This is a genomic window from Halomonas elongata (assembly GCF_029081005.1).
In the GTDB taxonomy this organism is placed as follows: Bacteria; Pseudomonadota; Gammaproteobacteria; order Pseudomonadales; family Halomonadaceae; genus Halomonas; species Halomonas elongata_B.
The window spans coordinates 49,840-67,343 of record NZ_JAJQTQ010000021.1; the positions used below are offsets into that span (position 1 = coordinate 49,840).

Genomic DNA, 17,504 nt, shown 5'->3' on the forward strand with positions numbered 1-17,504 from the left:
GCTTCACCAGACTCCGTCATGATCCATCCTCGCCCGCTCAGGACGACGACGTCGCGATCCTCCAGCTATTATCGGTCAAGGCCACGCCTCCTTCGGGCGTGACCCTGACGGTATCGCTCAGTCCGATGCCCCATTCCCCCGGCAGGCGAAGGCAAAGCGGTAGATGGAAGACCATGTCGCGCTCGAACATGCGAGTCTGTCCTCGCGCGATGAACCCCGTTCCCTCGACCCAGCTTGGCGGGAATTGAGCCCCCACGGCGTAACCGAACACCCCGGAAAAGAACACCCGCTCGGCATGGGGGGCCAGCACCGTCTCGGCGGCACGCGCCGCATCATCGAAGGTATTGCCCGGCCGCATGGCCGTGCACAGGGTATCGCCGAGCGTCCGACATAGCTCGCCGAGTTCGCGCATCTCGCGGCTTGGCTCTCCCACTACCGCGGTCCGCATCATCGGCGCAGTATAACGCTGGAAGGCCGCCCCGAATTCCAGAAACACCGGCTCGCCCGCTCCGATCGTCTGGCGCTTGTGGTTGACGTGGATGGTGCCGATGCGCCGCCCGCTGGTGACGATGGGCTGCAGGCTCATGAACTCGCTGCCCGCCGCCAGCATGGCCCTGGCACCCTCGGCTGCTACCTGATTGTCGGTGACACCCGGCTCGATGATCGCCTCCGCCGCGTGCAGCCCCAGGGAGGTCAGCCGAGCGCTTTCGCGCAAGCACGATAGCTCCGCCGCACTCTTGACGATCCGCACCCGATCGAGGAGATCACCACCGTCGTTGCGAAAACGCGCCCTCCCCAATCTAGCCTGAAGCTCGCTGATCACTCCGAAGCGCAGCCCCGCGTTGAAAGCGTCCAGACCGATGACACCATGCGGCGCCAATGTCTCGACCAACGGCTCGACGACCTCGTCGATGCTCTCCCAGCGGTAGCCGAGAATCTCATCGACCATGGCAGTGACTACCGCCGGCCCGGTCTCGATCGACGGCACCTGCAGCACCAGGCGGTCATCGGTCACCACCAGGCAGGCATGCACCGAGACCTCGAAGGTGTGATAACCGGTCAGGTAGTACAGATCGGCCGGATCGGTGAGCAACAGGGCATCGAAGCCCGTCTCGCGCATTCGCCGACGCACCTCGCGGCGACGCGTCTCGAACTCCTCCGGAGCGAATGGCAACTCGCTTCCCTTCTGGGTCGCGGCGAGGGCATGACGGTAGGCCTGATAGTCCATGGCAACGCTCCTGAGATGGTGCCTAGGCATTGTGTGCCGAGAGGCACACGAGCTTTCCCAGTGTAGGCGGTCGTTTCAGGAAGCCGAAATAAGACTGTTCCCACTTCCTGCGGTTTCGTAGAATCCTGCACGAGAATCCAGGTAACAGGACAACGCAATGGGCAGGGCCTTCCAGAACCGCAAGGAATCCATGGCCAAGACGGCCGACGCGAAAACCAAGGTGTACAGCAAGTTCGGGCGCGAGCTCTATGTCTGCGCCAAGCAGGGGGGAAGCGACCCTCACGCCAACCTGGCGCTACGCGGCCTGATCGAGCGTGCCAAGAAAGCCCAGGTTCCGGGCCATGTCATCGACAAGGCGCTGGACAAGGCCAATGGCGTGGGTGGCGAGGACTATTCGCCGGCACGCTACGAGGGATTCGGCCCGGGCAACGTCATGGTCATCGTCGAGTGCCTGACCGATAACCCCAACCGCACCATCGGCGATGTCCGCACCTGTTTCACCAAGTGCAAGGGCAAGATCGGAACGCCCGGCAGCGTCAGCCACATGTTCGATCACTGCGCGATTCTCGCCTTCGACGGCGACGACGAGGAAGGCACCCTCGAAGCGCTGATGGACGCCGACGTCGATGTCACCGACATCGAGAACGAGGAAGGTCGCGTCACCGTCTTCGCGCCTCACACCGAATATGCCAAGGCCAAGCAGGCACTGCTCGACGCCTTCGGCGAACTGGAACTCGAAGTCGACGAGATTCAGTTCGTGCCCCAGACCACCACTCCGGTGGAAGGCGACGATGTCGCTCTGTTCGAGAAGCTGCTCGACATGCTCAACGATCTGGACGATGTGCAGAACGTTTATCATGGCGGCGAGTTGCCGTAGATATTGCCCGCACCGTGTCTACGCCTGGGTCCCGGGCTGCCGACACAGGATGGCCGGCCACCTGGGCCGGCCGGGTCGAAATCGACAGGTCAGTCTTGTCTGAAAACGGGACGGGCAAGCGTGGCCAGTTTTCAGGCAACGCGTAGCTTTCAAGTCAGGTGCTGCACCACAAACCGCGCCAGCAGCTCACCCTTGTCATCGTAGAGTTCCAGCCGGTCGGCCAGCACGCGATAGGACACCGTTTCTTCCAGCGCCGCCAGGAAACGCGGCTCCACATTGGCCTCGTTCATGCAGGCCATTCGCGTGGTCGCCAGAGGGCCGAAACTCAGCCGATCCCCTTCCAGTCGATAGCTGCCCGATAGCCGATTGCACCCCGTGGCACCGGCCACCCGATTCTCTTCGGTGTGCAGTACCAGGTGCGCCTCGCGTTGTCCTTGTGCCACCTCGATGGGCTCGCCCTTCAACTCGGTGAGCCGCCAGTAGCGGTTCTCCAGTGTCTCGGTGACGAAGCCATCGGTGCGCTTCAGGGTGTAGTTCAAGGACGATTCGATCTCATTGCCTTCCAGATCGAGCGCCTCCAGGGTGGATGCATCACGCACCCGCCACAGGCGAGGGCCCTCATCGTCCGTCAGCATCAGGGTATCGCCTGAGCCATCCAGCGACCACTCGCCCTTCTCGTGGAAGCGACCTCCCTCATCATTGCCCAGATAGACCGTCTCCAGGGTGTAGACGCCATCCTCGAACAGCGATAGATGGTAGCGAATGCCGGCACAATCGGCGCATGGCAATTCCCCCCGGAAACTGGCCGGCAACTCACCAAGCGTCGCCTCGGCCTTCTCTGTCCCCGAGCGTTCCGCCGCAGCACACCCGACCAGAAATACGGCAGCCAGCAGGAAATAGCAAAAAAGAAACATCCGTTTCATGGTAGATCATCCTAGTAATGGTGATGTGACGCCCCTTGGACCTCAAGGCAGCAAAAGGTTCGAACACAGGCTGACGAGAAAAGGCATGGGGTCAGGCCCCACCGGGACAGCCTTCTACCTTCCTCCCCAGGCAACTCGCAAGGATCGACCGAGTCGGGTCAACAACTTGTCGGGAGGCTCCGGCCGCCCCAGCAGGAAGCCTTGCAGCTCGTCGCAGCCCAGCGTCTCCAGAAAGACGCGCTGCTCCTCGCTTTCCACGCCTTCCGCCACGACCCGGTAATTCAGGCTGCGCGCCATGCCGACGATGGCTTCGAGAAGCGTCTCGTCGTCGCGATCGCCTGGCACATCGACGATGAAGGTCCGGTCGATCTTGACCACATCGATGGGCAGGCGCTTCAGGTAGGTCAACGACGAATAGCCCGTGCCGAAATCATCGATTGCCACGCGCACGCCCATGGCACGAATACGCTGAAGCAGCGGTAACACCCTGTCGATGTTGTCCACCAGCATGGTCTCCGTCAGCTCCAGCTCCAGCATCCGCGGGGATAGCCCGGTCTCTCGCAATACCTGACGGATATCGCGCCACAGGCTCTCCTCGCGAAGCTGGCGCGGCGAAAGATTGACCGATACCGGTACCGCATGACCCGCTTCGGCCCAGGCTGCGGCCTGCCGGCAGGCTTCGCCGAGCACGAAGCGACCGATCTCGACGATCAGCCGAGTGCCCTCGGCAATGGGGATGAAGGTATCGGGTGGCACCAGCCCGTGCTCGTGGCTCTGCCAGCGCACCAGCGCCTCGGCACCCACGACCCGCCGTCCCGAAATATCGAAACGCGGCTGGTAACGCACGAACAGCTCCCGCTTGTCGATCGCCTCGCGCAGTCCCGTCTCATAACTCAAGCGCTGCTGGTGTCGGGCATCGATGTCCGGCTCGAAGAGCACGATACGCTGGCGACCCTGCGCCTTGGCCTCGTACATGGCCTGATCGGCGTTACGCAGCAGCGTCTCGGCGGTCCCGCCATGACGCATGGACAGCGTGATGCCGATGCTGGCGGTGCTGCCACATTCCACTTCACCCAGCTCATACGGGCATCCCAGGGTATGCATGATCCGGTTGGCGATCGACATCACCTGCGTCTCGCTATCGATATCACGCAACAACACCGTGAACTCGTCGCCACCGAACCTCGAGACGAGATCCTTGGCCTGAATGCAGGTACGCAGCCGTTCCCCCACCTGACACAGCAACTGGTCGCCCAGGGAATGGCCATGCGTATCGTTGATGTCCTTGAAGTGATCGAGATCGATGAACAGCACGGCCGTCATCGTGCTCACCCCTTGCAGGGCCTCGTCGAGGCGCAGTGCGAAAAGGCTGCGATTGGGCAAGCCGGTCAATTGATCGTACCAGGCCAGATGTTCGAGACGATGCTCGGCCAGCTTGAGCTCGGTGATGTCGTTGAACAGCAGCACATGGTACGCGACCCCCGAGGATTGTCGCAGGCAGGTCACCGACACCAGCACCGGCAAGGAGCCACCCTCGCGATGCGCGAAGATACACTGCCCCTGCCAGCGACGTTCCCTGCCGAGTTGATTGGCAACTTCCGGATGCTCGAACAGGAAAGCCCGAATCGCCTCGGTGGTATGCACCTGGTCATAGCCGCTCATCTCGCTGAAGGCACGATTGGCAATCAGGGCACGACGCTGCTCGTCGAGCACGATGATCGCCTCCCCGGTTTCGGCGAAGACCCGCTGTACCAGTCCGAGCCGCTCCTGGGTCTCCTTGAGATCGGTGATGTCGGTCGCGATGCCCCCCACCAAGCGAGGCGACTCCGGATCATCGCCGATAGGAAACTTGGTCACCAGAAAACTCTGCTCGCCGTCCGGCGTTCGCAGGGTCGTTTCATACTTGACCGCTTCGCCACCCTCGAACACCTCATGGTCGGACGCCCTCGCCTGGCCCAGCACCGCCTCCGGCAACAACGCCTCGTCGCACTTGCCGGTCAATGCCTCCGGCGTCGTCCACAAGGCACGCGCGTATTGCCGGTTGGCGAGACGGTGATAGCCATCGGTATCCTTGGCGAAGATCAGATCAGGCGAATGCTCGATGATGCCGGAAAGGTATTTCTCCTGCTCGCGAGCCTGCTGCAGCATCGACTCGAAGGCTCGGCCCACGCGATTGAATTCCTGAAAGGGACCACCCCGGAAAGCAGGCGGCTCCCCCGGCTCCGAGACTCGCTTGGCATAACTCACCAGATTGTTCAGGGCACGGCCGGCCAGGTGGCGCATGACCAGCATCCAGACCACGCCGAGCACGATCACCAGAAGGCCGGCGATCAGCAAGGTGGATAAGTAGGTCTCGCGAAGCGCCGGCGTGGCGGTATCGGGCAGCAGGGAGCGGACATGGTAGTCGGCGCTATCGTCGATTCGCCAGCGATGCTCGCGCCACACCCCGGCCTCGGTGGCATGGGGCCGGGGCGACGGATCATCCATGTCTCTCATGGCCGCCAGCTGTCCCTCGGCCTGCTGGCTACCCAACAGCGGCTCGCCGTCACGCCCCATCGACACCGCCAAGGCACCGAAGATCCGGCGCAGGGTATCCGCCAGCCAGGCATTGTCGTTGAGCCTGACGAAAACATGCAGGCGCCCGATCGGGGCGGTCGACGTCGTATCGGAGATGCGCAGCGCCAGCGTCAACCAGTCATCCAGGCCTTCTCGCCCCGATCGGGAAACGGTACGCCAGACACCTTGAGGCGATGCATCATCAGACACCATCTCGCGCAGGACATCGGCATCGGTCTCTCGGGATGCGGCGGCAAACTCGTCGCCTTGCTCGACGACGAGTGCCTCGACAGGGTGCCGGTGCGTCCCCTCCAACTGCTCACTCAATGCCAGCGACACGGCTGGCATGTCCTGGGTACGCAATGCTCGGTGCAGACCGGGATCACCACTTACTTCGAGACCCTGCCAGCGGATGGCACGAAAACGCTCGGCCAACACCTCATCGAGCCGGCGCTGATCACGCTCCTGGGTTCGCGCCATCGCCTCATGCAACGCCTTCTCCGACCCCATGTAGGCCGCTGTCAGCAAAATGGCGGAGGTCAACGTCAAGAACGCAACCCCGAGAACCAGCACCGCACTGGAAAAACGCCAGCTACGCACTCGGCTATCCTTCATGCGCGACTCGATGCTCCATATCTCCCGCCTGCATCCGTCGGTCCTCCCATGTCGGTTACCTGTCTGTTCGCTCCCCCTCCAGAGTTAAGATAGTGCTGATAAAAAAAGCAACAAACTCAACGTTGAATGAGTGTTGTAGCAGCTTTTTTCCCTCAGGCGACATGCCCCAGCCCCTTCCCCGCCAGTTGAAGGGCAATCGCAGCCATCATCACGCCGATACCACCGTCGATCAGGCGCCAGGCCAGGGGCCGAGATAACCAGGGCGACAGCAGGGCTCCCCCCCAGGCCAGCAGGCTGAACCACAATACCGAGGCGCTACCGGCGCCGACGACGAAGGCGGTGGCACTTTCCTGCTGAGCCCCCACCGAAGGAATCAGCAGCAGGGTATCCAGATACACCTGAGGGTTGAGCACCGTCACCCCTAGCGTGGCCAGCAGTACCTGGACCAGGCCTCGCTTTTCGGCCTCGGCACGCACCAGCCCCTGGCGTCCGGTGATGGCACGATAGAGCCCCTGCAGTGCCAGCCAGGCGAGAAAGGTCACGCCCAGCCAGCGCATTATCGTCAAGGCATCCGGCACCGCCAGCAGCATGGCACTGACCCCGAACATGCCAGCGGTCACCAGCAACAGATCGGTGCTCATGCACAGCCCAGCCGACCACCAGTGGTATTCACGCCGTACGGCCAGTCCCAGTACGTAAGCATTCTGGGCGCCGATGGCGATAATGATGCCACCGCTCACCAACAGCCCGGTCAAATAACTCTCGAACATTGATATCGTCCTTCACTGGCTTGCGAATAGGGAAACACTGCACAAATGCCTGCGCGGGCAAATCACTTCGCTATAGCCGCCATCCCTGGCGGCTACCCTGCGGGCCCGCCTAAAGGCGGTTCAAATTCGCTCCCGGCGAATTTGTGCGCGGTGCTCGGAATCCTCACCTATACCCCATAGGCTCCGGTTGACTCGAAACCTCCGGTTTCTCGCCCCTTCGGGGCCATCCTTCGGATGTTTGTCGCTCCGCTCGGTGCTGTGCTCCGTGCGCCTTGCGCTTCGCTCCGCTCGTCGATTTGTGCAGCGCTTCCATAGCGACGCCAGATTAACGATATGCTGTTATACTAAAAAATCATTCTACTAATACTGCATCAGCAGAGCTTATGCTCGACTATAAACTGCTCGAGGCCCTGGCCACGGTGCTGGAATCCGGGGGCTTCGAACGTGCCGGCGACGTGCTGGGGCTATCGCAATCGGCAATCTCGCAACGCATCAAGGCACTGGAAGTGCGGCTCGGCCAGCCCGTGCTGGTCCGCCATCCCCGCCTGGCGGCGACACCGGCCGGCCAGCGGCTGCTCAATCACTATCAACGGGTGTGCCTGCTGGAGCGCGAACTGGGCAGTGCCCTGCCGACCCTGGAGGTCGCCTCGCCACGCCTGAGAATCGCGTTGAACGCCGACAGCCTGGTGACCTGGTGGGCATCGGCGGTCAGCGACTTCTGCCGGCGCGAGGATGTGCTGCTGGACCTGGTGGTCGAGGATCAGGACGTCGGGCTCAAGCGACTACGCGATGGCGACGTGGCCGCCTGCCTGTGTGCCAGCGACCAGCCGATCGCCGGAGCGCGCTGCGTGCCACTGGGCACGATGGCCTACCATCCGCTGGCCACGCCGACCTATATCGCACGGCATTTCCCCGATGGGCCGACCGAAAGCGCCTTTCGTCGGTCGCCAGCCATCGTCTACGGTCCCCATGACCAGCTCCAGCATCGTTTCCTCGCCCAGTTCGGCTACCACGGCCCCTTCCCCTACCACCTCTGCCCGGAATCGGAAGGCTTCGTGCGCCTGGCCTGTGCCGGCATGGGCTACGGCATGATGCCGATGATGCAGGTACGGGACTCGGTCGACCGGGGCGAGTTGGCCAGCCTCGCCCCCGGCCATGCCCTGGAGGTGCCCCTCTACTGGCACTTCTGGCGGCACAGCGGCGACCTGCTGGGGCGTCTGACTCAGGACCTGACCCGCTCGACGCTTCAGTAAAGCCGCGCCTTGATGATCGGCTTGAGCAGGTAACTGAGCAGGGAACGCTCCCCGGTCTGAATATCCACACGCGCGACCATGCCCGGTCGAATCGGCAGGCTTTCACCATTGTGCGTCAGATGGGCGGACTCGGTTCGCACCAGGACTTCGTAGAAGTCCTCGGTGCCACGGGGCGTCTCCTCCTCGATGGTATCCTCGCTGATCTGCGCCACGGTACCCTCGAGGTCACCATAGATGGTGTAGTCATAAGCCGTGATCTTGACGCTGGCCGGCATGCCCGGCGCAACGAAGGCGACATCCCGGGGCCGGATGCGCGTCTCGATCAGCAGTTGATCCTCGATGGGGGTGATCTCCATGATCGGCTCGCCCGACTGCACCACCCCGCCCTGGGTCGTAATCATGATGTCGTTGACACGACCGTTGACCGGCGAGGCGATCTCGGTACGCCGCAGTTGGTCCTGGCGCTGCAGCAACGTCTGCTCGAGCGTATTCAGCTCCGCCTGCTTGGAGGCCAGTTCACTGTAGGCATCCTGCACGTAAGTGTTGCGCATCTCGGCCAGCTTGCCGGCCAGAGAGGTGATCGTCTGACGCAGCTTCAAGGCCTCCATCGCACTCACCGAACGCCGCTCGACCAGCGGTTGCACCAGTTCGAGCTGCCGCTGGGATAGCGCCATCTCTTCGCTGATCGAGCGCTCCGCCTCGCGCAGTTTTTCTCGCCGGGCCTCGAACAGATCTCTCTCCGAACGGGCATGCTCACTTTCCGGATCGACCGAGGGCGGAAACTCGATGGCGTCTTTTTCCAGCACCTCGGCTTCCAGGCGCGCGATGGTCGCCCGCAGTACCTCTATCTGACTACGCGTTTCCAGAAAAGCGCTACGAAAGCGCGTGTCATCGAGTCGCACCAGAGGCTGCCCGGCCTCGACCCGCTCACCGAGGCCGACCAGCAACTCCGAAATGATGCCCCCCTCGAGGCTCTGGATGGACTGCATCCGCGACAAGGGCACCACCTTGCCCTCCCCGCGGGTCACGTCATCGATCGTGGCCCAGGCGGACCAGGCGACGAAGACCCCGATCACCAGCACGCTGACCCACAGGATCGGGTGACTGGCTCGATGACTCAGGTTAAGCCTGGGGTCTCCCAGTTCACGTCGAATACTGGCTCGCGTCAGCGTTGCCTTGCTCATCCTGACCCTCCCCGGAAGCCTTGGGCCGAGGCGGTGCCTTGACCCGATTGCCCGACACCACGTTGTCGCGTGGACCATCCATGACGATGGCTCCGTCGCGTAGCACGACAGCCCGTTCCACGAGTGACAACAGCGCTCGCTTGTGCGTCGAGACCACGAGGGTTCGCCCCTCGAGCCAATGTTTCAGGTAACGGATGACATGTTGCTCGTTGGTCTGATCGAAGGCCGCAGTCGGTTCGTCCATCAATACGATGCGAGGGTCCTGCAACAGCAGGCGCGCCAGGCCGATGGCCTGCCGCTGCCCCCCGGAGACACTGGTACTGCTCAGGATCGGCAGGTCCAGCCCCAGGGTATGCCCTCGCACGAAAGCACCGAGTCCCACGGCATCCAGGGCCTCGAGCAGTTCCTCGTCATCGTGGGCCGAGCCATCCAGGGTCAGGTTGTCGCGCAAGGTGCCGTAGAACAGTGCGATATCCTGGGGGAGATAGCCGATCGCCTGGCGGCGATCGACGGGCTCGATCTGGCCGAGGCCGACATCATCGAGCAATATGCGCCCACTTCCGGCCTCTGTGAGCCCCGCCATCAGGCGCAACAGGGTAGACTTGCCGGCACCGTTGCCCCCCAGCAGCGCCACATGTTCCCCTGCGCCGACTTCCAGGGCCTTGAGATTCAGCGCCGCCGGGCCATCCTCCCGATAGCGATGCACGACATCTTCCAGTCGATAGTGGCCATGCAACCTGGGCTTGCGGGCGAAATCGCGTCCGGGGGGACGTTCCACGGGGGCATCCATCAACTCGTCCAGCCCCTCCATGGCGACCTTGACGTGCTGCCAGCGTGCCAGAATACCCGCCACCTGGGTCATCGGCGCCACGGTGCGCGAGGTCAGAATGGTGCAGGCAATCAAGGCCCCGATGGTCATGTTGCCGGCACTGATCTGATACACACCGACCAGCACCACGCCGACATAGCAGAGCTGCTGGACCATGGTCGCTCCATAACCGAGCATCACCGAGAGGCTGCGCAGCCGCACGCCCGCCTCTGACAGATCCCCCGACAGGCACTCCCACAGCCGCAGGTTGCGCCCCTCCGCACGCGTGGCCTTGACCGTCTCGAGATGCTCCACGGATTCCAGCAGCACGCCCTGTCGCACCGCCCCCTCACGCAGGTTCTGCCGCGACAGCCTTGCCAATCGCCCTTGCGCGAGCAGACCGGGCAGAACCATCAGGACGACGGCGCCGATCGGCACCCAGACGACCGGACCACCAATGTAGAAGATCACCCCCAGGAACAACAGCACGAAGGGCATGTCGCTGATCGCCCCGATGGTCGAGGAAGTGAAGAATTCCCGCACCGACTCGAACTCGCGAATCTGGCTGCTGAAGGCGCCGGTCGAGGCCGGCTTGGCCGACAACCGCATCTGCATCACACGCTCGAAGAGCAACGAGGAGAGCTGCAAGTCCAGGCCCTTGCCGGTCACATCGAGCAGATGCCCCCGCAGGCAACGCAACACGAACTCCATCAGCACCGCCAACGCCACCCCGCTGGCGAGAATCCACAGCGTCTCGAAGGCCTCGTTGGGGACGACTCGATCATAGACCTGCATGGCGAACAATGCGGTGGAGATTGCCAGCAGATTGGCCATCATCGCCGCCACGCCGACCTCGCCGAAGGTCTTCCAGCGACGCTTCAGGGGGCCCTTGAACCAGTGTTCCTCGCGTTCGCGGGCGAAATCCCCGGCTCGCTCATCGGGATGATAGGCCGGCCGAGCCACCACCGTCGTACCGGAATGGCGTGCATGGAGCCGCGCCAACGGCATGTGCACCTGCCCACCATCGCTCTCCGGCGTCAGCAGTATGGCCTCATCGCCCTGATACGCCACCAGGACGACGCTGTGCCCGTCCTCGAAGCATAAAAGCGCCGGCAGCAGTTCCTCGCTCAAGGCCTCGATATCGGCCTCGATGACCCGTGCCGAGACGCCGGCTCGACGCAACGCTCGCGGCACCAGCTCAAGCGGCAGACATCCTTGTTCCAGGGCCAGTCCATCTCCCAGCTCCGCCACGCTGGTCGGACAACCAAGCTGCCGACACAACATCACAAGGCCCTCGCGCAGCGTATCCATGCGTTCGGCCGAGACCCGCGTTGACGCCTTCATCACGGCTCTCCTCTATCCGCCACCCTCGTCCCCAGCACGCTACCCAACTGACCCAGTTGAGCGGCTACCCGGTACTGAATTCGCAGACGCTCGATGCCTAGGTCGACCCGCTGGCGCTTGGCCTCGAAACGATCGCGCTCGATGCTGAGCAGGTCCGCCACATCCCGGAAGCCGACATCGAACTGATCGCGATAGGTCTCGATCACATCGACAGCATTGTCGATCTGCTCATCCAGAGCCTCGAGTCGCCACGCCAGTACATCATCCTGTTCGACCAGGCTGGTGATCTGCCGACGCAGGTCGCGATGCGTGGCGCGCTGAGACCATTCCGAGGCCTCGACTCGCTGCCGGGCCGCATCGGTACGTCGAAAGTTGGAAAGGCCCTGAAACGGCTCCATCCGCACTCGCAGAGCCAACACGGTGTCCTCCTCCATGCGGCCACCGATCTCGCGGCGCAACACCGACCCCTCGAGATTGAGTTGCGGTTTGAGCCGGGCTTGCGATTCATCGAGTTCCGCGCGGGCGGCCTCGAGCTCGGCTCGCGACTGGCGCAACAAGGGCGCATCGCGAATGGCCGAGATAATGCGCTGGTCGTCGCTGAAACGCTCCGCCATCATCGTGGGAGTCGGACGTTGCAGGGCATCCGGGGGCCGATTGACCAGGACACGAAACTGCCGTCCGGCTTCCTGCAGGCTGCCCTGTTCGATGGAGAGCTGCTCATGGGCTCGAGACAGTTCCAGCCGAGCGCGCTCCGCCTCGCTGCGGTCGGCATAGCCACCACTGCCCCGGTCGACGGTCAGGTCGGCCAGTGCTTCGAGACGTTCGATGTAGGTCTCGACCTCGGCGACCCGCCGACGCGACGCCAGCACATCGAGATAGATCTCGATGATATCCAGCGCCACTTCATCGGTCGTGACCTTGAGCGACGCCATCTGCTGACGATGCTGCGCCGAGGCATTGTCGACCTGGGCGCCCACCTTGCCCCAGTCGTACAGCACCTGGGTGGCGGTGATGTCGTAACCGAGCTCACCGGTCAAGGAGTTCTCGGGCCCGGCCGACATCTCCACGCTGGGCCAGTACCCATCCCGGGCGATATCTACCTCGGTGCCAGCGCTCTCGGCCTCGGCCTCGGCGGCCTGGATCGCGGGATGGCTGGCCACGCCCTGCCGTACCGCCTCCGGCAGGGTCATGGCCGTCACCGGCGTGGTCAGCAGCCAGGTCCCGAGCATCAGGCCCGCCATCAAGACGTGCCCCTGGCGTTCGGTGTTCGAAGCGGGAGGCATGGCATTTCGAGCCGAACGCCGTACCACTTGGCGCCTGCCTCCCCTTCTGACGATCAAGCCGCCTCCACATTGATGTTTTCTTCTACCTGCAGAGTCGCATCCCCCAGAGTGTACTCGGTATAGGCCACGCCATTGACCTCGACCGTATCCCCCTGGGCCCAGGCGCCCCCGAGGTTCAGGGTGTCCCCCTGGTCCCCCTCGATATGCAATTCGTCGTCGGCATCGGTAAGCGCCAGTACCGAGGCTTCATCGAGGCTCGCTTCATTCGCCCCGCTTCCCCCGATCGAGAGATGCTCGATATCGTTCACCGAACCAGGATCGACGTAGTCACCGGCGGTGTCGTCGATGAAGTCGAGCGCGATTCCCTCACCGGTCAACAACAGGGTGTCCTCCCCCGCATCGCCATTGAAGGTATCGCCCTGATGCCCTTCCCAGATCATCAGATCATCGCCGGCGCCGCCGTTCAGCTCATCGACACCGTTACCGCCGCGTAGCAGGTCGTTTCCTCCATTGCCGTTAAGGGTATCGTTGCCGTCGTAGCCGTAGAGGCGATCGCCGTCGGCAGTGCCCTCCACCGCATCGGCACCCGTATCGTCATCGTCCGTGCCCTCGATCACGGGGACGGTATCGGCACTCAGCAGGGTGGCATCGAGGAGGTCGACGGCACCGGCAGTGCCGAACAGGCCCTGGCTATCGGTTGCCGTAATGGAGACTTCCGTGAGCAAGTCTGCGCTCAGCAGGTCCGCATCCTGCCCCAGATAGACCGACCCCAGCAGTTCATTGACCGACAGGTTATCGATGGTGCCGCCATCCAGGGCAGTAATGGTCAGCGTCGAGTCGGTGACCAACAGCCCAAGGGTCGTGTTCGTCACAACCTCGACATCCAGGCCCAGTTCGGAAGCCAGTCTCTCCGAGACATCCCAGCCCTGGGCCAGCAGGGCTAGTGCCGGATCATACTCGAGGACCACCGACTCAAGATTGCCATCGCGGTCATAGGCCGCAAAAGCCTGGTCATTGAAGTCAAGAAGCCCCAGGGTCTCCGCCCCGATCAGTCCCAACAGACTACCGTCATTGACGGCAGCAACCGGAGCGGCATTGGGCTGAACCGTGATCTCCTTGGTATCGCTCGCGGTATTCCCAACCGAGTCCGTCACCGTAGCTATGGCGGTATAGGTGCCTTCCGCCAAAGTGGTGGCCGTCAGGTCAAGGTTCCAGGCACCGTCGGTGTTCACCGTCAGCTCGGTATCCGCCTCGGTATAGACGGTGCCATTGAAGTCAACGCTGAAGTCATTGCCATCGTCCAGGTCAATGCTGCCATCGATCACCAGCTCGGTATCGGAGGTGATGAAGTCGGCATTATCGACCCCGTCGTCTTCCGTGATGCCGAGGACCCTGACGGTCTCACCATCGCCGTCGTTGTCTGCCGTGGTGTCCACGACCAGGGCACCAGTGGCAATCGCCGCATTGCCCGCCAGATCGGTGGCCGTCGCCGTGACGGTGTAGTCGCCGTCTGCCAGTTCAGCTACGACGTCGTCGGCCAGCGTCCAGGTGCCATCGCCGTTGTTGATAGCATCGTAGTCGGTACCGTCCACCGTGACCGTCACTGTGGCATCGGCATCATCCACCGTACCGCTCAGTGCCGGCGTGGTGTCATTGGTGTCCAGAGGATCCACTGTCACTGTTGGTGCCGTGGTGTCCAGGGTCACGCTGTCACCCGTCACCGTCGCGGTGTTGCCGGCATCATCGGTGATCGCCAGTTCACTGGTGATCTCACCGTCGGCCAGGGTCGACAGGTCCGCCGTAACACTGCCGTTGGCCGTCACGTTCACCGTGACGCTGTCCCCGTTGCTGTCGGTGAAGGTCGCTTCTGCCGTGGCTTCGGCATCCAGCCCGCTCACGGTATAGCTGCTGGCCCCGGCCTCGTCAGCGTTGATCAGGCCATCCGCATCGTCGCTGGTCAGTGCAGCCACCGGGTCGGCATCCGCCGTGGTGTCCAGGGTGGTGGTGTCAGTGACGTCGCCACTATTGCCGGCTTCGTCACTCACCGTCATGGTCACCGTCAGTTCGCCGTCGCTCAGTCCCGTCAGGTCCTGAGCCACCACACTGACCGCGCCGGTATCATCCACCGTGATATCGCCATCGGCCACCGTCATGCTGTCGGTGCCATCGCTGATCACGATGCCGTCCACCGTGGCGGAGTCTTCCACCTGGCCACTCAAGGTGACACTGCCGGCCTCGGCATCGCTCAGCAGTTCATCGCCACCATCGTCGAAGGCAATGCTGTGAGTGCCGTCGCCATTCTCGGGCGCGGTGGTGTCCAGGGTGGTGGTATCCGTGACGTCGCCACTGTTGCCGGCCTCATCACTCACCGTCATGGTCACCGTCAGTTCGCCGTCGCTCAGTCCCGTCAGGTTCTGCGCCGCCACACTGACCGCGCCGGTACCATTCACCGTGATATCGCCATCGGCCACCGTCATGCTGTCGGTGCCATCGCTGATCACGATGCCGTCCACCGTGGCGGTGGCTTCCACCTGGCCACTCAAGGTGACACTGCCGGCCTCGGCATCGCTCAGCAGTTCATCGCCGCCATCGTCGAAGGCGATGCTGTGAGTGCCGTCGCCATTCTCGGGCGCGGTGGTGTCTACCGTCACCGCTCCCAGCTCACCGTTGTCGCTGGTATTACCGGCTTCGTCGGTCTGACGAGCGAGCACATCACCCGCAGCATAGTCCCCCTCCGGCACGGTGAAGCTGCTGCCACTACCAGCATCCCAGGTATCACCACCGTCGGTGGAGTACTCCCAGGTGGCATCGGCCTCCAGTCCACCAACATTCACGGTGCCATCGCTGGTGATACCATCACCATCCGTGCCGGTATCATTGGCCAGTACCAGCGTCGGGGCATCAGGCGCGGTGGTGTCCACCGTCAGCGCCCCCAGGTCTCCGCCCGCCGGGCTGATATTGCCGGCTTCATCGGTCTGACGGGCGATCACGTCGCCCTCGGCATAATCATCCTCCGGCACGGTGAAGCTGCTGCCACTACCGGCCGTCCAGGAGCTACCACCATCGGTGGAGTACTCCCAGGTGGCATCGGGCTCGAGACCACCAACATTCACGGTCCCGTCACTGGTAATACCGTCGCCATCCGCGCCGGTGTCAGAGGCCAATGCCAGCGTCGGGGCATCCGGTGCGATGGTATCCACCGTCACCGTGAAGCCGCCGCTGGTATCGGAGGTGTTGCCCGCCGCATCGGTGGCCGTGGCGGTAAACGTGACCTCGCCGTCGCCCAGCGCATCCGGCGTAAAGCTCCAGTTGCCATCGGCATCGGCGGTCGCGGTGCCCACCGAGGCGCCATCCTGGAAGACCTCGATCGTGCTCTCGGCCTCCGCGGTACCGATCAGCGTCGGCGTGGTGTCGTCGGTGCTGTCACCACTGGCCAGCGGGTCGGTGATATCGCCCACATCATCCGTGGCCTCGACGATCACCGGCGCTGCCGGGGCGGTGCCGTCCACGGTTACCGTGGTCGGGTCACTGGTGTTGCCGGCTTCGTCGGTTGCCGTGGCCGAAACCTCGGTGCCATCAGCCAGCGGTGTATCCGGCGTCACCGACCAGTTACCGTCACCGTCGGCGGTCACGGTTTCATCCGTCTCGCCATCACCATTGGTGTCGATGTTGACGGTGCTGCCAGCTTCGGCCGTCCCGCTCAGTTCGCTGCCGTCCGTCGGGTCCACCGTCGGGGCCTCGGGGGCGATGGTATCCACCGTCACCGTGAAGCCGCCGCTGGTATCGGAGGTGTTGCCCGCCGCATCGGTGGCCGTGGCGGTAAACGTGACCTCGCCGTCGCCCAGCGCATCCGGCGTAAAGCTCCAGTTGCCATCGGCATCGGCGGTCGCGGTGCCCACCGAGACGCCATCCTGGAAGACCTCGATTGTGCTCTCGGCCTCCGCGGTACCGATCAGCGTCGGTGTGGTGTCGTCGGTGCTGTCACCACTGGCCAGCGGGTCGGTGATATCGCCCACGTCATCCGTGGCCTCGATAATCACTGGCGCCGCCGGCGCGGTGCCATCCACGGTCACCGTGGTCGGGTCACTGGTATTGCCGGCTTCGTCGGTTGCCGTGGCCGAAATCTCAGTGCCGTCATCCAGCGGCGTATCCGGCGTCACCGACCAGATACCGTCACCGTCGGCGGTCACGCTGTGATCCGTCTCGCCATCACCATTGGTGTCGATGTTGACGGTGCTGTTCGGTTCGGCACTACCACTCAGTTCACTGCCGTCCGTCGGGTCCACCGTCGGAGCATCCGGGGCGATGGTGTCCACCGTCACCGACCTCGTCGCGGTCGTCTCATTACCCGCCGCATCAGTAGCCGTCACCGTGATAGTGGTCTCGCCTTCCGGCAACGCTGACAGCGTGTCGTCCGCCAGACGCCAGGTGCCATCTCCGTTGTTGGTGGCCTCGACATCACTGCCATCCACCGTGACCGTCACGGTAGCCTCGGGGTCGTCCACCGTGCCACTCAGGGCCGGCGTGGTGTCATTGGTGGTCAGCGGATCCACCGCAACGCTCGGTGCGGTGGTGTCCAGGGTAATATCGAGTGAATTGGCGTCACGTCCCCCTACCGTGGCGGAGGCTTCCAGTGCACCTTCAGTCAGATCGGCGAAATCGA

Annotated in this window: 10 protein-coding genes; 2 read left to right on the forward strand and 8 right to left on the reverse strand. The window is 63.4% G+C overall.

Features of this window, described 5'->3' with window-relative positions; all coding sequences use genetic code 11:
- Positions 1–37: 37 nt before the first annotated feature.
- A complete protein-coding gene (locus tag LU493_RS14610; RefSeq protein WP_275288526.1) occupies positions 38–1,228 on the reverse strand; it encodes a M24 family metallopeptidase in 1,191 nt (396 codons plus the stop codon).
- A 157-nt stretch (positions 1,229–1,385) separates the two neighbouring features.
- On the opposite strand from LU493_RS14610, the gene LU493_RS14615 reads away from it, so the two are divergent.
- Positions 1,386–2,105: a YebC/PmpR family DNA-binding transcriptional regulator gene (locus LU493_RS14615; RefSeq protein ID WP_275288527.1), complete on the forward strand. Its 720-nt coding sequence runs from the start codon at positions 1,386–1,388 to the stop codon at positions 2,103–2,105.
- Positions 2,106–2,254: 149 nt separating this feature from the next.
- Here the strand turns inward: LU493_RS14615 and LU493_RS14620 are convergent, their stop codons facing one another.
- The 3 genes from LU493_RS14620 to LU493_RS14630 all read right to left on the reverse strand — a co-directional run bounded on the left by LU493_RS14620 (position 2,255) and on the right by LU493_RS14630 (position 6,969).
- Positions 2,255–3,028, reverse strand: coding sequence for an META domain-containing protein (locus LU493_RS14620; RefSeq protein ID WP_275288528.1), 774 nt, complete (start codon positions 3,026–3,028; stop codon positions 2,255–2,257).
- Between the two features lie 114 nt (positions 3,029–3,142).
- Complete coding sequence (locus LU493_RS14625; protein ID WP_275288529.1) at positions 3,143–6,199, reverse strand: sensor domain-containing protein; 3,057 nt, start codon at positions 6,197–6,199, stop codon at positions 3,143–3,145.
- Positions 6,200–6,351: 152 nt separating this feature from the next.
- A complete protein-coding gene (locus LU493_RS14630; RefSeq protein WP_275288530.1) occupies positions 6,352–6,969 on the reverse strand; it encodes a LysE/ArgO family amino acid transporter in 618 nt (205 codons plus the stop codon).
- A 383-nt stretch (positions 6,970–7,352) separates the two neighbouring features.
- Here LU493_RS14630 and LU493_RS14635 point away from each other — a divergent pair, with 383 nt between their 5' ends.
- Positions 7,353–8,222 carry a LysR family transcriptional regulator ArgP gene (locus LU493_RS14635; RefSeq protein WP_275288531.1) on the forward strand — a complete coding sequence of 290 codons (870 nt, stop codon included), beginning with the start codon at positions 7,353–7,355 and terminating at the stop codon, positions 8,220–8,222.
- Here LU493_RS14635 and LU493_RS14640 read toward each other — a convergent pair.
- The 4 genes from LU493_RS14640 to LU493_RS14655 form a co-directional block, all read right to left on the reverse strand.
- Positions 8,216–9,406, reverse strand: a complete 1,191-nt coding sequence (locus LU493_RS14640) for an HlyD family type I secretion periplasmic adaptor subunit (protein ID WP_275288532.1) — start codon at positions 9,404–9,406, stop codon at positions 8,216–8,218. The two genes, LU493_RS14635 and LU493_RS14640, sit on opposite strands and share 7 nt — an antisense overlap.
- Positions 9,366–11,558, reverse strand: a complete 2,193-nt coding sequence (locus LU493_RS14645; protein WP_275288533.1) for a type I secretion system permease/ATPase — start codon at positions 11,556–11,558, stop codon at positions 9,366–9,368. The genes LU493_RS14640 and LU493_RS14645 overlap by 41 nt, the downstream gene beginning before the upstream one ends.
- The gene (locus LU493_RS14650) at positions 11,558–12,841 is read right to left on the reverse strand and encodes a TolC family protein (RefSeq protein ID WP_275288534.1); all 1,284 of its coding nucleotides are present in this window, start codon (positions 12,839–12,841) and stop codon (positions 11,558–11,560) included. Before LU493_RS14650 ends, LU493_RS14645 begins: the two co-directional genes overlap by 1 nt.
- 53 nt (positions 12,842–12,894) lie before the next feature.
- Positions 12,895–17,504: Ig-like domain-containing protein (locus LU493_RS14655; RefSeq protein ID WP_275288535.1), on the reverse strand; the 4,610-nt coding region annotated here is incomplete at its 5' end.